Origin of the sequence: Embleya australiensis, assembly GCF_051903075.1 — a bacterium.
In the GTDB taxonomy this organism is placed as follows: Bacteria; Actinomycetota; Actinomycetes; order Streptomycetales; family Streptomycetaceae; genus Embleya.
On sequence record NZ_CP182422.1, the window covers coordinates 3,521,575 to 3,538,614 of the forward strand.

17 protein-coding genes are annotated in these 17,040 nt (G+C 71.6%); 7 read left to right on the forward strand and 10 right to left on the reverse strand.

Going from position 1 to position 17,040, the window contains the following annotated elements:
• Nucleotides 1–233: 233 nt before the first annotated feature.
• From ACMXN5_RS14925 to nth, 3 genes are all read right to left on the reverse strand, one after another.
• Nucleotides 234–1,418 (reverse strand): MarP family serine protease, encoded by a 1,185-nt coding sequence (locus ACMXN5_RS14925; RefSeq protein WP_439675671.1) that lies wholly within the window; start codon nt 1,416–1,418, stop codon nt 234–236.
• A gap of 188 nt (nt 1,419–1,606) precedes the next feature.
• The gene (locus tag ACMXN5_RS14930; RefSeq protein ID WP_439675672.1) at nt 1,607–2,341 is read right to left on the reverse strand and encodes an NUDIX hydrolase; all 735 of its coding nucleotides are present in this window, start codon (nt 2,339–2,341) and stop codon (nt 1,607–1,609) included.
• Nucleotides 2,338–3,228, reverse strand: a complete 891-nt coding sequence (nth, locus tag ACMXN5_RS14935; protein WP_439675673.1) for an endonuclease III — start codon at nt 3,226–3,228, stop codon at nt 2,338–2,340. The genes ACMXN5_RS14930 and nth overlap by 4 nt, the downstream gene beginning before the upstream one ends.
• A gap of 217 nt (nt 3,229–3,445) precedes the next feature.
• On the opposite strand from nth, the gene ACMXN5_RS14940 reads away from it, so the two are divergent.
• Nucleotides 3,446–4,120 carry a Crp/Fnr family transcriptional regulator gene (locus ACMXN5_RS14940; RefSeq protein ID WP_078976497.1) on the forward strand — a complete coding sequence of 225 codons (675 nt, stop codon included), beginning with the start codon at nt 3,446–3,448 and terminating at the stop codon, nt 4,118–4,120.
• Between the two features lie 67 nt (nt 4,121–4,187).
• Here the strand turns inward: ACMXN5_RS14940 and ACMXN5_RS14945 are convergent, their stop codons facing one another.
• The 5 genes from ACMXN5_RS14945 to ACMXN5_RS14965 all read right to left on the reverse strand — a co-directional run bounded on the left by ACMXN5_RS14945 (nt 4,188) and on the right by ACMXN5_RS14965 (nt 7,184).
• Nucleotides 4,188–5,012, reverse strand: a complete 825-nt coding sequence (locus tag ACMXN5_RS14945) for an MBL fold metallo-hydrolase (protein ID WP_439675674.1) — start codon at nt 5,010–5,012, stop codon at nt 4,188–4,190.
• Between the two features lie 79 nt (nt 5,013–5,091).
• On the reverse strand, nt 5,092–5,967 hold the full coding sequence (locus ACMXN5_RS14950) for an NUDIX hydrolase (RefSeq protein ID WP_395798438.1): 876 nt from the start codon (nt 5,965–5,967) through the stop codon (nt 5,092–5,094).
• A 124-nt stretch (nt 5,968–6,091) separates the two neighbouring features.
• Nucleotides 6,092–6,559: a RidA family protein gene (locus ACMXN5_RS14955; RefSeq protein ID WP_439675675.1), complete on the reverse strand. Its 468-nt coding sequence runs from the start codon at nt 6,557–6,559 to the stop codon at nt 6,092–6,094.
• Entirely contained in the window at nt 6,556–6,720 is a 165-nt protein-coding gene (locus tag ACMXN5_RS14960) for a DUF4177 domain-containing protein (RefSeq protein WP_170222226.1), read from the reverse strand. The genes ACMXN5_RS14955 and ACMXN5_RS14960 overlap by 4 nt, the downstream gene beginning before the upstream one ends.
• A gap of 11 nt (nt 6,721–6,731) precedes the next feature.
• Nucleotides 6,732–7,184 carry an Lrp/AsnC family transcriptional regulator gene (locus ACMXN5_RS14965; RefSeq protein WP_379998882.1) on the reverse strand — a complete coding sequence of 151 codons (453 nt, stop codon included), beginning with the start codon at nt 7,182–7,184 and terminating at the stop codon, nt 6,732–6,734.
• Between the two features lie 168 nt (nt 7,185–7,352).
• On the opposite strand from ACMXN5_RS14965, the gene ACMXN5_RS14970 reads away from it, so the two are divergent.
• The 4 genes from ACMXN5_RS14970 to ACMXN5_RS14985 all read left to right on the forward strand — a co-directional run bounded on the left by ACMXN5_RS14970 (nt 7,353) and on the right by ACMXN5_RS14985 (nt 11,922).
• A complete protein-coding gene (locus ACMXN5_RS14970) occupies nt 7,353–8,216 on the forward strand; it encodes a tryptophan 2,3-dioxygenase (protein WP_439675676.1) in 864 nt (287 codons plus the stop codon).
• A 22-nt stretch (nt 8,217–8,238) separates the two neighbouring features.
• A complete protein-coding gene (gene kynU, locus ACMXN5_RS14975) occupies nt 8,239–9,534 on the forward strand; it encodes a kynureninase (RefSeq protein WP_439675677.1) in 1,296 nt (431 codons plus the stop codon).
• A gap of 148 nt (nt 9,535–9,682) precedes the next feature.
• Nucleotides 9,683–10,744 (forward strand): ArsA-related P-loop ATPase, encoded by a 1,062-nt coding sequence (locus ACMXN5_RS14980; protein WP_439675678.1) that lies wholly within the window; start codon nt 9,683–9,685, stop codon nt 10,742–10,744.
• A complete protein-coding gene (locus tag ACMXN5_RS14985; protein ID WP_439675679.1) occupies nt 10,741–11,922 on the forward strand; it encodes an ArsA family ATPase in 1,182 nt (393 codons plus the stop codon). The genes ACMXN5_RS14980 and ACMXN5_RS14985 overlap by 4 nt, the downstream gene beginning before the upstream one ends.
• Nucleotides 11,923–12,139: 217 nt before the next feature.
• On the opposite strand, the gene ACMXN5_RS14990 is transcribed toward ACMXN5_RS14985, so the two are convergent.
• Nucleotides 12,140–12,454, reverse strand: coding sequence for a WhiB family transcriptional regulator (locus ACMXN5_RS14990; RefSeq protein WP_020554910.1), 315 nt, complete (start codon nt 12,452–12,454; stop codon nt 12,140–12,142).
• 369 nt (nt 12,455–12,823) lie between these two features.
• Between ACMXN5_RS14990 and ACMXN5_RS14995 the strand changes: the two genes are divergently transcribed.
• Complete coding sequence (locus ACMXN5_RS14995) at nt 12,824–15,178, forward strand: transglycosylase domain-containing protein (RefSeq protein WP_439675680.1); 2,355 nt, start codon at nt 12,824–12,826, stop codon at nt 15,176–15,178.
• Nucleotides 15,179–15,468: 290 nt separating this feature from the next.
• Here the strand turns inward: ACMXN5_RS14995 and ACMXN5_RS15000 are convergent, their stop codons facing one another.
• On the reverse strand, nt 15,469–15,924 hold the full coding sequence (locus ACMXN5_RS15000) for a GatB/YqeY domain-containing protein (protein WP_439675681.1): 456 nt from the start codon (nt 15,922–15,924) through the stop codon (nt 15,469–15,471).
• Nucleotides 15,925–16,081: 157 nt separating this feature from the next.
• Between ACMXN5_RS15000 and ACMXN5_RS15005 the strand changes: the two genes are divergently transcribed.
• Nucleotides 16,082–17,014, forward strand: a complete 933-nt coding sequence (locus ACMXN5_RS15005) for a metallophosphoesterase (RefSeq protein ID WP_379998868.1) — start codon at nt 16,082–16,084, stop codon at nt 17,012–17,014.
• Nucleotides 17,015–17,040 lie beyond the last annotated feature (26 nt).

Consider the following 17,040-nt stretch of genomic DNA (forward strand, 5'->3'; position numbering starts at 1 on the left):
GGACACCCGGTCGGAGACGGCAGAGACCCTCATGGTTGAGATCCACACCACCGGTACCCAAGGGTTCGAGCACGAGCGAGGGGCGCCGGCCGGCGCGGTTGCCGACCGGGGGGATCATTTCCCGGGGCTGATGGGGATATTGCGCCGGCGAGCGCGCTGGTTGACGTTGCGTCTGCGCTTCCCCCGCTGACCGGTCACGAGCCGCCGCGCTCCGGCGGCCCGTCGGTTCGACGTCACATCGCGCAACTCTGGGTGTCCACGGGGCGGTCGGCGACCGCCCCGGCTTCGGCGTCCGCGCGGACCTCCTCGACGGTGAGCGCGTATCCGGTGGACTCGTCGTCGAGCGACTTGGCGAAGATCACCCCGGCGACCTTGCCGTTCGGCGAGATCAGCGGTCCGCCGGAGTTGCCCTGGCGGACCTTCGCGTAGAGCGAGTAGACGTCGCGACTGACCGTGCCGCGCTTGTAGATGTCCGGACCGCCGGCCTGGATCCGGGCCCGCACGCGCGCGGCCTCGACGTGGAAGCCGCCGTTCTCCGGGAAGCCGGCCACGATCGCGTCCGCGCCGCTCTCCACCTTGGGCTCGAACAGCAGTGGGGTGGCCTTGAGTCCGGGCACCTTGAGCACGGCAATGTCGCGCTTCCAGTCGTAGAGCACGACCTCCGCCGGGTACTCCCGGCCCTCGCCGCCGATCTGCACGTTCGGCTTGCGCACCCCCCCGACCACGTGGGCGTTGGTCATCACCCGCTGCGGCGCGTAGACGAAGCCGGAGCCCTCGATCACCTTGCCGCAACTCTTCGCGGTGCCGACGATCTTGACGATCTTGTCCTGGCTCTCCCGGACCGCGGGCATCGACAACAACTTGGGGTCCGGCGGCGGCACCTGCGGGATGTCCTCGCGCACGAACGGACTGAACACCTGCGGGAAGCCGTTGCGGTCGAGCAGGTTGCCGAACGAGGAGAACCACGTGTCCGCGCCCCGGGGCAACACCTTCTGCACACCGCCGAGCACCTGGGACGAGCGCACCTCCCGCGAGACGGTGGGCATCGACGCGCCCGCGACGGAGGAGCCGATCAGCCACACCACGATCAACAGCGCGCACACGCTCACGATCGCGCCGCCCGCCGCGTCCACCAGGCGCGCCGGTCGCCAGGTGAGTCGGCGGCGCAGCCGGTTGCCGGCCGCGGTGGTCAACGCCTGGAGCGCGGTGGCCAGCACGAGCACGACGCAGATCGCCGCGATCGAGGGCCCGAGCCCCGGCTCGAATCGGTTCAGCAGCGAGGGCACCAGCCACATGCCGAACACGCCGCCGCCGATGAAGCCCAGGAACGAGAGCACGCCGACGATGAAGCCCTGCCGGTATCCGGAGATGGCGAAGGCCACCGCGGCGGCGAGCAGCAACAGGTCCAGGACATTCACGCGCTCACGTTCTCACGTGCGAGCCCGCGCTGTCCGCAGCCGTGCCGGTTCGTCGAACACCGGTGACACAGCCGTACACAGCCCCTGTCGACACCCCGCCGGCGCGCTGCCCCGCCGGGGCCGGCGGGGCGTCGTATCGATGCCGCCGAGGCCGCGCCGGAATCCGTCGGACAGGGCCTGCGCGCCGATCAGTCCCGGGCCTCGGGTTCGGAGGCGGTCTCCTCGTAGGGGTCGAAGCCGCGCCGGGCCAGTCGGTCCTCGGCGTCGGACAGGGTGATCTCACGCCGGGGGTCCCACGGCCGCTCCCAGCCGGTGTGGTGCAGCACTCGGTCGATCAGCCCCGCGGTGAAGCCCCAGACCACCAGGTCCTGCACCTCGAACGCCGGTCCCAGGTGGCCGCCGGGATGCCGCAGCCGGACCCGGTTGGCCGGGTCGGCGAGTTCGGCGATGGACACCCGCAACACCCGCGCGACCTCCTCCGGCGCGCCCGGGGCCACCTCGCTCTCCCGATGCCACCAGGCGAGCACGGGCGTGACCACGAAGTTGCTCACCGGGATGTACAGATCGGGCAGTCGGCCGAAGATCCGCACCCCGGCGGGGTCGAGCCCGACCTCCTCCTGCGCCTCGCGCAGCGCGGTGCCCTCGGGCCCGTCGTCGCCCGGATCCACCGAGCCGCCGGGGAAGGCCGCCTGGCCCGCGTGCGAGCGCAGCGTCGCGGCACGCTGGAGCAGCAGCAGATCGGGTCCCTCGGGGCCCTCGCCGAACAGGATCAGTACGGCGGAGCGCCGGCCGCCCTCGGCGGGCGGCAGGAAGCGGCTGAGCTGTTCGGGGCTGACCGACCGGGCGGTGCGCGCCACCGGGCGCAGCCACTCCGGCAGGTCGGCCTCGGCCCACGTCTGGATCCCGGTCCCGGTCTGCGTCACCCGGCGTCCCCCTCGTCTTGCGGTGCTTTCGGTGCGTCCTGCGTCGGCTCGGCCTGCTCGGTCGGTTGGGCCAGCACCGGTTTAGCCGGCGGCTTGAGCCGTTGGCCGGGTTGTCCGGCCATCTCGTACTTGAGCAGGGCCCGGGCCTTGATCGGGTCCGTCTCGCCCTCGCCGTAGGCCGGACACAGCGGCGCGATCGCGCACGCCCCGCAGGCGGGCCGGCGGGCGTGGCACACCCGGCGGCCGTGGAAGATCACCCGGTGCGAGATCAGGGTCAGGTCGCGGCGCGGGAAGAGCGCGCCGACCTCCTTCTCGATCCGGACCGGATCGTCGTCGGTGGTCCACCCGAAGCGGCGGGCCAGTCGCCCGAAGTGGGTGTCGACGGTGATCCCGGGGACGTCGAAGACCTCGCCGAGCACCACGTTGGCGGTCTTGCGGCCGACCCCCGGCAGGGTGACGAGGTCGGCGAGCCGCCCCGGCACCTCGCCGGCGTAGCGGTCCAGGAGCGCCTGGGCCAGGCCCTGTACCGAGCGGGTCTTGGCCCGGAAGAACCCGGTCGGCTGAATGATCGACTCCAACTCCGCGGGCTCCGCCGCCGCGATCGCGGCGGCGTCGGGGAAGCGGGCGAACAGCGCCGGGGTGACCGTGTTGACCCGGCGGTCGGTGGTCTGCGCGGACAACACCACGGCGACCAGCAACTGGAACGCGTCGCCGTAGTCGAGTTCGCAGTGCGCGCCCGGGTATATCTCGCCCAGTTCGCGGTTGATCCGGCGCGCACGGCGCACCAGAGCCAGGCGGGACTCGCCCTTCCCGGCTTTTGTGGCTTTCACGACCTTCGCGGTGCTCCGCGACCCGCGCGGCGCGGGCTCCGTCACGTTGCTCGACACCCGGCCAGAGTACGCAGATGTGCGGGCACTACGGTCGAGCAGTCCGCACACGCTCGATCACAGGAGCGACATGTCCGGTTACTGTGGATCCGCCCGTTCGTGATCCAGGCCACCCCGCGTGATGATTGCGGGTACCGGTGCGTCAGACTGTGACCGATCGCACTGTTTGACCGTCCGGCTTCATTGGTGTCGACCAGGCCGGCCTAGGAGGAACCTCGTGGACGACGTTTTGCAGCGGGCTCCGCTGTTCGCGGCGCTCGAAGATGAGGACGCCGCCGAGCTGCGGGCCTCCATGACGGAGGTCGGGCTCGAGCGCGGGGATTCGCTCTTCCACGAAGGTGACCCGGGCGACCGGCTTTACGTGGTGATCGAGGGCAAGATCAAGCTGCACCGCAGCTCCAACGACGGCCGGGAGAACATGCTCGCGGTGCTCGGCCCGGGCGAGATGTTCGGCGAGTTGTCGCTGTTCGACCCCGGACCGCGTACGGCGACCGCGACCGCGCTGACCGACGTGCGGCTGCTCGGCTTGGGCCACTCCGACCTGCAGCCGTGGCTGACCGGTCGGCCCAAGGTCGCCGCGGCACTGCTGCGGGCGATAGCCCGTCGGCTCCGGCGGACCAACGAGAGCCTGGGCGACCTGGTCTTCTCCGACGTGCCCGGCCGCGTGGCCAAGGCGCTGCTCGACCTGTCCCGCCGGTTCGGCGTGCCGGCCGACGAGGGCATCCACGTGGCGCACGACCTCACCCAGGAGGAGCTGGCCCAGCTGGTCGGCGCCTCGCGGGAGACGGTCAACAAGGCGCTGGCCGACTTCGCGAGCCGGGGCTGGCTGCGGCTGGAGGCGCGTGCGGTGGTCCTGATGGACGTCGAGCGGTTGTCGCGCCGCTCGCGCTAGCACTTCGTACACATCGACCCGTGGGCCCGCCGTCGGCGGGCCCACGGTCGTTCGGGCTGCGGTGCGCTCAGGCGTCGGTGCGCTCGGCCAGATACTCCAGCTGGGCGCGGACCGACAACTCGGCGGCCCACCACACGTCCCGGTCCACGTCGGCGTAGACCCGCCGGACGACCTCCTCGGCGGTGGTGTCACCCGCGGCGACCGCGGCCTCGACCTGGGCCAGCCGGGCCGCCCGATGCGCCAGGTAGAAGTCGAGCACGCCGGCCGCGTCGTCCAGGATCGGGCCGTGCGCGGGCAGTACGGCGGTGATCTCGCCGGATTCGGCCAGCGCGCGCAGCCGGCGCAGCGAGTCCAGGTAGTCGCTCAGGCGGCCGTCGGGATGCGCGACCACGGTGGTGCCGCGGCCGAGCACGGTGTCGCCGGTGATCACGAACCGGTCCTCGGCCACCACGAAGCACACCGAGTCACCCGAATGGCCGGGTGTGGCCAGCACGCGCAGATCGAGCCCGCCGTCGTCGATCACCTGCCCGTCGATCAGGCCCTCGCCGCCGTAGCGCCACTGCGGGTCGACCGCGTGCACCACCGCGTTGGTGAGCGCCTTCAGGCCCGCCACGCCCGCCGAGTGATCGGGGTGGCCGTGGGTGAGCAGGATCCGGCCCACCCGGCGGCCCTCGGCCTCGACCGCGGCGACGATCGCGCGCAGATGGCCCTCGTCGTCGGGGCCCGGATCGATCACCACGGCGGTGTCCGCGCCGGGCTCGGCCACGATCCACGTGTTGGTGCCGTCGAGCGACATCACGCTCGGGTTGGGCGCGAGCAGACAGGTCACCCGCGCGCTCGCGGGTCCGCCGATGCTCGTGCGGGGGTTGCCGGGCAGGGGCTGTGCGTTCATGGTCGCCATCCTGTACCTCGGGTGCCCGGGACCGAACAGTGGATCGTCGCGTATCGGCCCCCGGGGCACCGACGCGGGGTCAGCGCAGACCGAACGGGTCCGCGATGCCGGGCCATTCGAGCACGAGGCGGTCTCCGTCGAAACGGCCCCGCGCCATGATCGGGCTGATCTCGCGGTCCGCGGCGGCGGCCAGCGCGGCGGCGGGGTCGGCGAGTTCGGCCAGGTGGCGCAGCGTGTCGATGGTGGGCGGCAACATCGCCATCTCCTGCGCGCGGTGTTGGGCCAGCGCGTCGGCGGGGCGGGCCCAGGTGACCCGGTCCGCCTCGCCCGAGACGTCGCGGGTGCGTTGGCCGGCGGGCAGCGCGGCGACGAAGAACCACGTGTCGTAGCGCCGGTCCTCGAATTCCGGGGTGATCCAGCGCGCCCACGCGCCGAGCAGGTCGGAGCGCAGCACCAGGTCGCGGCCGGCCAGGAACTCGGTGAAGGTGCGCTCGCGGGCCACCAGCGCGGCGCGGTCGGCCTCCCAGTCGGCGCCGGTCGTATCCGAGACGACGGTGGTCGGGTCGGGCCCGGCGAGCAGCACGCCGGATTCCTCGAAGGTCTCCCGGACCGCCGCGCACACGATCGCGCGGGCCTCGGCGACCGTGGTGCCCAGCCGTTCGGCCCACTCGGCGGGTTCGGGTCCGGCCCAGGCGGGCGAGTGGTCCGCGTCGCGGGGGTCGACCCCGCCGCCGGGGAAGGCGTACATCCCGGCCGCGAACTTCATCGTGGTGTGCCGGCGCAGCAGGTACGCCTCGGGCCCTCGGGGACGGTCGCGCAGCAGCACCACGGTCGCCGCGCGGCGCGGGGGCACCGGTTCGGCCTCGCCGGCGATGATCGCGCGGGCCCGCTCGGTCCAGGACGCGGGCATGCCCGGCTGGGCGCTCCCGGCTTGCGTACTCCCCGTTTCGGCCATGCGCCGGATCGTACGCCTGACCGAGTCAAGTTCCATCCCTGACCCCCCGAAACCGAGCGGACCCGCCCCTTTCGGGTGCGGGTCCGCTCCGTGCGTACCTCGGCGGGGACGCGCGCCGTTCGGGTCAGACCACCTCGACGAGGATCTCCACCTCGACGGGGGCGTCGAGCGGCAGCACCGCCACGCCGACCGCGCTGCGCGCATGCCGGCCGGCCTCGCCGAAGACCTCGCCGAGCAGTTCGCTGGCGCCGTTGATCACGCCGGGCTGCCCGGTGAAGTCGGGGGCGCTGGCCACGAAGCCGACCACCTTGACCACCCGGCGCACCAGCGCGAGGTCGCCGAGTTCGGCCTTGACCGCCGCGAGCGCGTTGAGCGCGCACTGCCGCGCGAGCTCCTTCGCCTCCTCGGCGGTGACCTCGGCGCCGACCTTGCCGGTCGCGGGCAGCTTGCCCTCGATCATCGGCAGCTGGCCGGAGGTGTGGATGTAATTGCCGGTGCGGACCGCGGGCACGTAGGCCGCGACCGGGGGCACCACGCCGGGCAGCGTCAGGCCCAGGTCGGTGATGCGCTGTTCGGGGTGTACCTCGCTCACGCCGCCACCTGCTTCGCCCGCTTCATGTAGGCCACCAGGCTCTCCGGGTTCGGACCCGGCACCACCTGGACGAGTTCCCAGCCGTCGTCGCCCCAGTTGTCCAGAATCTGCTTGGTCGCGTGCACCAGCAGGGGGACGGTCACGTATTCCCACTTCGTCATGGGTCCAGACTTTAGACCGACACGTCCGGCGGTTCGACGGGGCGCCACGCCACCGGCGAGGACAACACCATCGTGCTGGAGGGTTTGCCGTGCTCGGCGAGCCGGTCGATGAGCACCTGGAAGTCGACCATGGTGGCGACCGCGACCATCAGCAGGCAACACGCGTCGCCGGTGACCCGGTGCACCTGGAGCACCTCGGGCCATTCGCGCACCGTGTCCGCGTCGCGGCGCAGCAGACAGCCCGGGCCGTAGCAGTTCATCCGGACCAGGGCGACCACGCCGCGGCCGGCCGCCGCCGGGTCCACGTGCGCGTGGTAGCCGGTGATCACGCCGCTGTGTTCGAGTCGGCGCACCCGGGTGGCCACCGCCGGCGCGGAGAGGTTGATCCGCCGGGACAGTTCGTTGAGCGAGGTCCGGGCGTCGCGTTGCAGTTCGGCGAGCAGTCTGCGGTCGATCGCGTCCATGTTCGCCCTCCGTTCACGATCGTGAGGGTATGTCGTCCGACACGTTGCGAGCGTAAACCGAATCGGCCGTTCCGAGGTTCGACGCCCATTCCCAACCGAGCCGTCGCACGATTGCATGTGGGCACTCCCCGACCGGCCCCCGGCGGGCCCGGCGCGAGAGGTGGACGCATGGCGATCGGCGCACCGACGCCCCGAAACGAACCCGCGCACGGCGTCCACCCGCCAAACGTGCGACCGGCCGGCGCGATCCCCTACGCGGACTACGCGAGACTCGACACCCTGCTGTCCCTCCAGCGCACCCGCACCGACGTGCCCGCCGAGATGTCGTTCCTGATCGCGTCCCAGGTGATGGAGTTGTTGTTCGCGCTGCTCCGGCACGAATGGACGATCGCGGGCGAGCGGCTCGACGCCGACGACGTGGCGGGCGCGACCGACACGCTGCGGCGCAGCGTGCGCGAGTTGGACGTGCTGGTGTCCACGTGGGACCTGCTCGCCACGCTCACCCCCGGCGAGTTCGGCGCGTTCCGCGAGGAGTTGGGCGAGGCGTCCGGCTTCCAGTCGTACCTGTACCGGCACCTGGAGTTCCTGCTCGGGATCAAGCGCGCGGGGGTGCTGCGGGGCTACGTGGGCACCCCGGACGTGCACGCGGAACTGGATCGGGCGTTGCGGGCGCCGAGCCTGTACGACCACGCGCTGGACCTGCTCGCCCGGCGGGGCCTGTGCGAGGCCGCGAGCGGGCGGTCCGACCCGAGCCGGCCCTACGAGCCGACGGAGGACGTCGAACGCGCGTGGGCGGGCGCCTACACCGACGGGGTGCGCGATCTGGTCGCTCTCGGCGAGGTGTTGACCGACATCTCCGAGCGCTGGACCCGCTGGCGCGAGCGGCATCTGGCCGCCACACTGCGAGCGCTGGGGAACCGACCGGGAACGGGCGGTTCGGCCGGTGCTTCTTGGTTGGCACAGACCGTACGCGTGCGCGTTTTTCCCGAGTTGTGGACCATGCGCACCTTGGTCGAACCATCGAAGTCCTGATTCATCGAAAGACTGGTGGAGCATGTCGGATTCCTCGTTGAACACGGTCGCCGACGATTCGGCGGACCAACGCTCGACCGCCGGCCTCGCGGCCGGGCGGAGCACCACCGCGGCGGCGCTCGACGCCGCCGATCCGCTGGCGCACGTGCGCCAGCGGTTCCTGCTGCCGGAGGGTGTGATCTACCTCGACGGCAACTCGCTCGGCGCGCTGCCCGCCGGCGTACCCGAGGCGCTGCGGGACGCGGTGCACCGGCAGTGGGGCACGGACCTGATCCGGTCCTGGAACGCCAACGACTGGTGGGGCGCGCCCGCGCGGATCGGCGACCGGATCGGCGCGCTGATCGGCGCCGCGCCCGGCCGGGTGGTCTGCGGCGACTCGACGTCGGTACAGATCTTCAACGCGATCGCGGGCGCGCTGCGGCTGCGCCCGGGGCGCACCGTGGTGCTGGCCGACCCGGACAGCTTCCCGACCGACCTCTACCTGGCCGACTCGATCGCCGGCCTGCTCGGTGCCGAGGTGCGCCGGGTGCCGGTCGGCGAGGCGGCCGAGGTGTTGCGCGCGGACGGCGACACGATCGCGGTGATCGCGTACAACCACGTCGACTACCGCAGCGGCGAGTTGCGCGACCTGCCCGGCCTGACCGCCGCCGCGCACGCCGCCGGTGCGTTGGCCCTGTGGGACGTGTGCCACTCCGCGGGCGCGTTCCCGATCGACCTGGACGCGCACGAGGTGGACCTCGCGGTGGGGTGCGGCTACAAGTACCTGTCCGGCGGGCCCGGCGCGCCTGCGTTCGTCTACGTCGCCGAGCGGCACATCGCCGCGTTCGAGCCCGCGCTGACCGGCTGGCACGGGCACGCGAACCCGTTCGGCATGGAGGCCGGCTACGCCCCGGCGCCCGGCATCGAGCGGGCCCGGATCGGCACGCCCCCGCTGCTGTCCATGCTCGCCCTGGAGGCCGCCCTCGACGCCTACGACGGGGTGTCCATGGCCGAGGTGCGGGCCAAGGGCCTGGCGCTGACCGACCTGTTCATCGCGTGCGTGGGCGACCTGGGCCTGGAGACGCTGACCCCGACCGAACACGCGCGGCGCGGCAGCCAGGTCGCGGTGCGCCACTCCGAGGCGCACGCGGTGATGGCGGCGCTGATCGACCGCGGGGTGATCGGCGACGTGCGACCGCCGGACGTGCTGCGCTTCGGCTTCAACCCGCTCTACATCGGACACGCCGACGTGGTCGAGGCCGCGCGGGTGCTCGGGGACATCCTGGAGACGGGGGCGTACAAGGAAGCGCGCTACGCCGTTCGGTCGACGGTGACGTGACGCGGGTCACCCCGGGGGGATCACCTCCGACCGGGCGGGGAGCGGGTGGTTAGGCTCGACTCGTGAGTTTGGGTGCGAGGTCACACGGGTCCGGTGGTTGCACGCGTGCGGCCGAATGGCGCAAGCCTTCGAGGGCAGGGATCCGGGCATGCCGCCGCCCCGAGCCGAGCGCGCCGCCCCGTCCCGCCGGGCGGCTGCCGTGACCACGTGGCCGGCGGGCGCACGCACGACCGACGGCGACGCCGATTGGGAGGGCGTGCGCCTGCACGTGGTCAGCGGCAAGGGCGGCACCGGCAAGACCACCGTGGCCGCCGCCCTCGCCCTGGCGCTGGCCACCGGCGGGCGGCGCACGCTGCTGGTCGAGGTCGAGGGACGGCAGGGCATCGCGCAGCTCTTCGACTGTCCGCATCTGCCCTACGAGGACCGCAGGATCGCGGTCGCCCCGGGTGGTGGCGAGGTGTACGCGCTCGCGATCGACCCGGAGGAGGCGTTGCTCGAATACCTCGACATGTTCTACCACCTGGGCCGGGCCGGTAAGGGCCTGAAGAAGCTGGGCGCGATCGACTTCGCCACCACCATCGCGCCCGGTCTGCGCGACGTGCTGCTGACCGGGAAGGCGTGCGAGTCGGCCCGGCGGCGGGTGCAGGGGGCGTTCGCCTACGACGCGGTGGTGATGGACGCGCCGCCGACCGGGCGCATCGCGCGCTTCCTCAACGTCAACACCGAGGTGGCCGGGCTGGCCCGGTTCGGTCCGATCCACACCCAGGCCGAGGCGGTGATGGGGGTGATCCGCTCGGCGCAGACCGCGGTGCACCTGGTCACCCTGCTCGAGGAGATGCCGGTCCAGGAGACCGTGGACGGTGTCGCCGAACTGCGCGCGTCGGGCCTGCCCACCGGCGGTGTGGTGATCAACATGGCCCGCCCGCCGCTCCAGGCCGAGGACGAGAGCGACACCGGCCGGCGGCTGACGCCCGAGTTGCTCGAGGCCGGGCTGCTCGCCGGCGGGATCAAGCCCACCCGGCCGCTGGTCGCCTCGCTGCTCGGCGAAGCCGACGAGCACGCGAGCCGGATCGAGTTGGAGAGCACCGGCCGGGCCCTGGTCCGCGGCCTGGATCTGCCGGTCTACGAACTGCCGCTGCTGGCCGACGGGATGGATCTGGGCGGTCTGTACCGCCTCGCCGAAGCGCTGCGCGAGCAGGGGATGGCATGAACAGGCTGGAGATCGACGCGCTGCTCGACGACCCGGGCACCCGCATCCTGGTGTGTTGCGGCTCCGGCGGCGTGGGCAAGACCACCACGGCCGCGGCGCTCGGGCTGCGCGCGGCCGAACGTGGTCGCGACGTGGTGGTGCTGACCATCGACCCGGCGCGCCGACTGGCCCAGTCGATGGGGCTGACCGAGTTGGACAACACGCCCCGACGGGTCGTCGACGTCGACGAGACCAAGGGCGGCAGCCTGCACGCGATGATGCTCGACATGAAGCGCACGTTCGACGAGATCGTCGAACAACACGCCGACCCCGAGCGCGCGCAGCAGATCCTCGACAACCCCTTCTACCAGTCGTTGTCCTCCAGCTTCGCCGGCACGCAGGAATACATGGCGATGGAGAAGCTGGGCCAGTTGCACGCGACCGGCGAGTGGGACCTGATCGTGGTGGACACCCCGCCGAGTCGCTCCGCCCTCGACTTCCTGGACGCCCCCCAGCGTCTCGGCTCGTTCCTGGACGGCCGGCTGATCCGGATACTGTCCGCCCCCGCCAAGGTCGGCGGACGCGGCGCGCTGAAGTTCCTGTCGGCGGGCATGGGGATGATGACCGGCGCGCTGAGCAAGGTGGTCGGCGCCCACCTGCTGACCGACATCCAGACCTTCGTGGCCGCGCTCGACACCACCTTCGGCGGCTTCCGCAAGCGGGCCGACGCGACCTACAAGCTGCTCCAGGCCCGGGGCACCTCGTTCCTGGTGGTCGCCGCGCCGGAAAAGGACGCGCTGCGCGAGGCCGCGTACTTCGTCGACCGGCTCGGCACCGAGCGCATGCCGCTGGCCGGCCTGGTGCTCAACCGGGTGCACGCCACGAGCGCGGGGCGGCTGTCCGCGGAGCGGAGCCTGGCGGCGGCGGAGTCGCTGACCGAGCGGGCCGACGACCTCGACGACCCCGGCGACGGGGATTCGGCCGACGACGCACCGCAGCCCGCCGATCTGCGGCTGGTCGCGGGACTGCTCACGCTGCACGCCGAGCGGCTGCGGGTGATCGACCGCGAGGAGCGCATGCGGACCCGCTTCACGTCGATCCACCCCGAGGTACGGGTGACCGAGGTCCCGGCGCTGCCCGGAGACGTGCACGACCTGGCGGGTCTGCGCGTCATCGGCGAGAGCCTGGGCTCCGGCTGACCTCGCGGCCGGGCCGGACCCGCGGGCCCGGGTGATCCGGACCGCGGTGACCCACCGCCCGACGTCTCGTCACCACCCCGCCGGGACCCGGGCCTGACTCCCGGCCCCGGCGGGCGGTGACGTGCGCGCGCGATGGCGTTGCTTGCGGATGCGGCGGTGTCGAAGGTGCCGACCTCGGGTCGTCCACACGTGTTGCGCCACGTGTGCCGACACGTGTTCAGCCGGCGACCCGGAACTCCTCGTCTCCGTGGATGTCGCGCTCGTACTCCTCGCGCGCGGTCTCGAGGAGCCGACGCCACGAGGTGATCATCGGCCGGCGGCGCAGCAGCGCGCGCCGCTCCCGCTCGGTCATGCCGCCCCAGACGCCGAACTCCACCCGGTTGTCCAGCGCGTCGGCCAGGCACTCGGTGCGGACCGGACATCCGGTGCACACTGCCTTGGCGCGGTTCTGCGCCGCCCCCTGCACGAACAGCTCATCCGGATCGGTACTCCGGCAGGCGGCCTGCGTGCTCCAGTCGGTAACCCAGCTCATGCTGGTGCCGTCCTCTCCCGATTTTCGAGGCTCCCCCAACGGCGGCGCCGGGAATTCCCGATGCCAAGCAGGACGGTACGAAACCCTGGGCACGCGCAACAGCCCCTGCGCGGGCAGTCATCGATGGCCCGGAAGGACTATGCGCAAATATGGACCCACCCGTCCGGGTGAAAGCTCTTGCGCTTTGGGTCCGGGCTTCACTCAGAAGAGGGCACGTCGGAGGCACGAGAGACGGCAGCAGGACCCGACATCCGGCCGCTTTCACTCCAAAGAGTGAAATGCGTGATGACACGAATCCCCCGGCTGCTCCGCCAGCTTAGGCGAAGTCCCTTCGCCGCGTAGGGTGTTTCGGCACGTAGGCTGTCGCCCATGGCCCGAACTTCCTCCGGCTCGGCTCGCCCGAAACGCGGTTCGTACCGTCCACGATCCCCGCTGGGCTTCGTGGGACGGTTCGCCGCGTTCGTGGGTGCGAGCATCCTCGCCGGCGCCCTGGTCGCGGGAGTCGCGCTGCCGTTCGTGGGCGGCCTCGGCCTGTCCGCGAAGGCGGCGTCGGAAAACTTCGACGACCTGCCCGGCGATCTGGATCAACCGTTCCTCTCGCAGCCGTCGTACATCCTCGACTCCGAGGGCAACCAGCTCGCGATGGTCTACGACCGCTATCGCATCCTGAGGAACTTCGACCAGATCGCGCCGATCATGCGTCAGGCGATCGTGGCGATCGAGGACTCGCGCTACTACGAGCACGGTCCGATCGACCTCAAGGGCACCCTGCGTGCCCTGTTGCGCAACCAGCAGTCGGGTGGCACCGGATCCAAGCAGGGCGGATCCAGCCTCACCCAGCAGTACGTGAAGAACATCTTCGTGGAGGAGGCCGGCAACGACCCGGCCAAGGTGGCCAAGGCCCAGGCCCAGGAGGTCTCCCGCAAGATCAAGGAGCTGAAGTACGCGATCGGCCTGGAGCAACGGCTGTCGAAGGACGAGATCCTCACCCGGTATCTCAACATCACCTTCTTCGGCCGCCAGGCGTACGGCGTCGAGGCCGCGTCGCAGCGCTACTTCAGCAAGCACGCCGCCGACCTGACCCTGCCCGAGGCGGCCACCCTGGCCGGCGTGGTGCAGGCGCCGTCGGCGTACGACCCGATCGGCTATCCGAACGCCGCGCGGGATCGGCGCAACGTCGTGTTGCAGCGCATGGCCGAGGTGAAGGTCATCACCCAGGCCGAGGCCGACACGGCCAAGGCGACCGAACTCAACCTGAAGACCCAGCCGCTGCCCAATGGCTGCATCACCGCCGACCAGATCGACGGTGCCGCGTTCTTCTGCGACTACGTCGAACGGGTGGTCAAGAACGACCCGGCGTTCGGCGCGAACAAGGACGAACGCGACAAGATGTGGCGCGAGGGCGGCCTGAGGATCACCACCACGTTGGACCGAAAGGCCCAGAAGGCGGCCTACACCGCCGCGACCAAGGGCGTACTGCAAAAGGACCCGGTCGCCGACGCGGTCGTCATGGTCGAACCGGGCACCGGGAAGATCAAGGCGATGGCGCAGAGCCGGCCGTACGGGTTCGGCGACTACGAGACCACGCTCAACTACTCGGTCGACCACAACATGGGCGGCTCGACGTACGGCTTCCAGACCGGGTCCACGTTCAAGCCCATCACCGCCGCGGCGGCGCTGGAGAACGGGATGAAGGTCGACCAGGAATACTCCACCGGCTACGACATCGACATGCGGAAGGAGAAGTTCCGCACCTGCGGCGAATCGACTCGCGACGCCTCCTATCAACCGCAGAACGAGAGCCGCAGCGAGACCGGCACCTGGAACATGCAGACCGCGCTGGAGAAGTCGATCAACACCTACTTCGTCCTGCTGTCCAAGGACGTGGGGCTGTGTCCGATCGCGACGCTGGCCGATCAGATGGGTGTGCACCAGGGCAACGGCCAGGCACTGAAGCAGGTGCCCAGCATGACGCTCGGCGCCAACACCATCGCGCCGATGAACATGGCGGCGGCCTACGCGACGTTCGCCAGCCGCGGGGTCTACTGCACGCCGATCGCGGTCACCGAGGTGGCCAAGCTCGACGGCACCAAGTTGTCCGTCCCCCAGGCGGGCTGCAAGCAGGTGATGAAGCAGTCCACCGCGGACACCATCAACGCCCTGCTCAAGGGTGTGGTCGAGGACGGCACCGGCACCCAGGCCGGCCTCAAGGACCGCGACAACGCGGGCAAGACCGGCACCACCAACGAGCGCAAGGCGGCCTGGTTCGTCGGCTACACGCCGAACCTGTCCACCGCGGTGTGGATCGGTGGCGCCAAGAACGATGTCGAGATGGTCGACATCAAGATCGCCGGGACCACGTACGAGAAGGTCTACGGCGGACAGGTCCCCGGACCGATCTGGAAGAGCGCCATGTCGGGTGCGCTCAAGGGTGTGGACGCGCCGGACTTCGCCGCCCCGCCCCCGGGCGCGATCCCGGCGAAGCCCGATCCCAACAAGAAGCCGGACGACGGCAAGCCCAACCCGCGCGACCAGAACCGGCCGCCGGGCGGCGGGAACACCCGCCCGCCATGGACGCCGTGGACTCCGCCGGTGACGCTGCCGACCACGCCGCCCACGGGCGGAGGCGGTGCCACCAAGCCTCCGGAGACGCCGCGGCCGCCGGGGCACACTCGGCCGCCGAGCACGGGGGACATCGGGGGTGGGGATTTCGGGGGGTTTTGAGTGGGGGTGATCACGGGAGGCGCTCGTGATCGCCCGTAGTCACTCGTGATCGCTCGTGATCGCTCGTGGAAATGTCGATGGTGGTGCTCCCGATGTGTTCGGGGGCACCACCGTCGGCGTGTGGAGCGGGGGTCGGGCGGGTGTGCCCGGGGTCGGGCGCGGGACCGGCTCTGTGCAGTCCGCCCGGTGTGGACGGGCCTGTGTGGTCGGGCCTGTGTGGTCGGGCCTGTGTGGTCGGGCCTGTGCGGTCGGCTCTGTGTGGTCTGGCCTGTGTGGTCGGCTCTATGTGGTCAGCCGGCCAGCTGGCTCTTGATCTCGGCGGCGATCCGGCCGCCCTCGGCGCGGTCGCCGATCTTGGGGCGGACCACCTTCATGACCTGACCCATCGCCTGCGGGCCGGCGGCGCCGCTCTGCGCGATGGCGTCGGCGACGATCGCGCGGAGGTCGTCGTCCGACAACTGCGCCGGCAGGTAGGCCGCCAGGACCTCGCCCTCGGCACGCTCGCGGGCGGCGGACTCGGTCCGGCCACCGTTCGCGAAGGCCTCGGCGGCCTCGCGACGCTTCTTGGCCTCGCGCACGATGACCTTCAGCACCTCGTCGTCGGACAGTTCGCGGGCGGTCTTGCCCGCGACCTCCTCGTTGGTGATCGCGGTCAGGGTGAGGCGCAGCGTCGAGGAGACCAGTTCGTCACGGGACCGGATGGCCGCGGTCAGGTCGCTCTGCAAACGGCTCTTGAGGGTGCTCATGGGGTCAAGTGTCGCAGCCGTGACCGGTGTGCCCGTACCGAATTACCGCGCTCGGAGCGCGTCCCGACCACTCTCGCCCGGGCCCGACCGCCGTTCCGCGACGTCGGGTGCGCCGCCGAGACTGCCGAGCATCGGCCGGCTCTGCCAGCATGGAGGGATGCGACCGCGTTCAGCCTTTCCCCTAGCCGTAGCCGCCACCGGGGCCGCCTGCCTCACCTACGCGGCGGCCTACGAGGCCCGTTCGTTCCGTCTGCGCCGGGTCGAGGTGCCGGTGTTGCCGCGCGGCGCCCGGCCGGTTCGGATCCTGCAGGTGTCCGACATCCACATGGTGTCCGGTCAGCGCCGCAAGCAGGAGTGGCTGCGCCGCCTCGACGCGCTGCACCCCGACATGGTGCTGAACACCGGCGACAACCTGTCCGACCCGGAGGCGGTGCCGGAGACGCTGGACGCGCTGGGCCCGCTGCTCGGTCGGCCCGGGGCGTACGTGTTCGGGTCCAACGACTACTTCGGCCCGCGCCCCAAGGACCCCACGGGCTACCTGCGTCGTGACGACGGCACCCGCCGGCTCGGCCGGGAGAACCCGTGGACCGACCTGCGCGACGGCTTCGACGCGGCGGGCTGGGCGAACCTCAACAACGCCCGCGGCCGGCTCAAGGTGGACGGCCTGGACATCGAGCTGGTCGGCCTGGACGACCCGCACATCGACCGGGACCGCTACGAGCAGGTGGCCGGCGGCCCCGACCGCAGCGCCGACATCTCGCTGGCCGTGGTGCACGCGCCATACCTGCGCGCTCTCGACGCCTTCACCGCCGAGGGCTACCCGCTGGTGATCGCCGGCCACACCCACGGCGGCCAGGTCTGCGTCCCCTTCTACGGCGCCCTGACCACCAACTGCGACCTCGACCGCAAACGCGCCAAGGGCCTCTCGAAGCACCTGTCCGCCGACCGCGAGGCCTACCTCCACGTCTCCGCCGGCTGCGGCACCTCCCGCTACGCCCGCTTCCGCTTCGCCTGCCCCCCGGAGGCCACCCTCCTCACCCTGACCCCCCGTCAGTCCACCGCCGGCACCCCCTCCGCGCCCCCGCGCTAAACCGGATTTCGCCTCAGCCCCCCGAC

Excerpts from the sequence above, each read along its gene's own strand:
- ACMXN5_RS14965 (WP_379998882.1), bottom strand. The coding sequence starts at position 7,184 with ATGGACGCGATCGACCGCAGACTGCTCGCCGAACTGCAACGCGACGCC.
- ACMXN5_RS14985 (WP_439675679.1), top strand. The coding sequence starts at position 10,741 with ATGAACAGGCTGGAGATCGACGCGCTGCTCGACGACCCGGGCACCCGC.
- kynU (WP_439675677.1), top strand. The coding sequence starts at position 8,239 with ATGTCGGATTCCTCGTTGAACACGGTCGCCGACGATTCGGCGGACCAA.
- ACMXN5_RS14945 (WP_439675674.1), bottom strand. The coding sequence starts at position 5,012 with ATGAACGCACAGCCCCTGCCCGGCAACCCCCGCACGAGCATCGGCGGA.
- ACMXN5_RS14960 (WP_170222226.1), bottom strand. The coding sequence starts at position 6,720 with ATGACGAAGTGGGAATACGTGACCGTCCCCCTGCTGGTGCACGCGACC.
- ACMXN5_RS14950 (WP_395798438.1), bottom strand. The coding sequence starts at position 5,967 with ATGGCCGAAACGGGGAGTACGCAAGCCGGGAGCGCCCAGCCGGGCATG.
- ACMXN5_RS14995 (WP_439675680.1), top strand. The coding sequence starts at position 12,824 with ATGGCCCGAACTTCCTCCGGCTCGGCTCGCCCGAAACGCGGTTCGTAC.
- ACMXN5_RS15000 (WP_439675681.1), bottom strand. The coding sequence starts at position 15,924 with ATGAGCACCCTCAAGAGCCGTTTGCAGAGCGACCTGACCGCGGCCATC.
- ACMXN5_RS14970 (WP_439675676.1), top strand. The coding sequence starts at position 7,353 with ATGGCGATCGGCGCACCGACGCCCCGAAACGAACCCGCGCACGGCGTC.
- ACMXN5_RS14980 (WP_439675678.1), top strand. The coding sequence starts at position 9,683 with ATGCCGCCGCCCCGAGCCGAGCGCGCCGCCCCGTCCCGCCGGGCGGCT.
- ACMXN5_RS14990 (WP_020554910.1), bottom strand. The coding sequence starts at position 12,454 with ATGAGCTGGGTTACCGACTGGAGCACGCAGGCCGCCTGCCGGAGTACC.
- ACMXN5_RS15005 (WP_379998868.1), top strand. The coding sequence starts at position 16,082 with ATGCGACCGCGTTCAGCCTTTCCCCTAGCCGTAGCCGCCACCGGGGCC.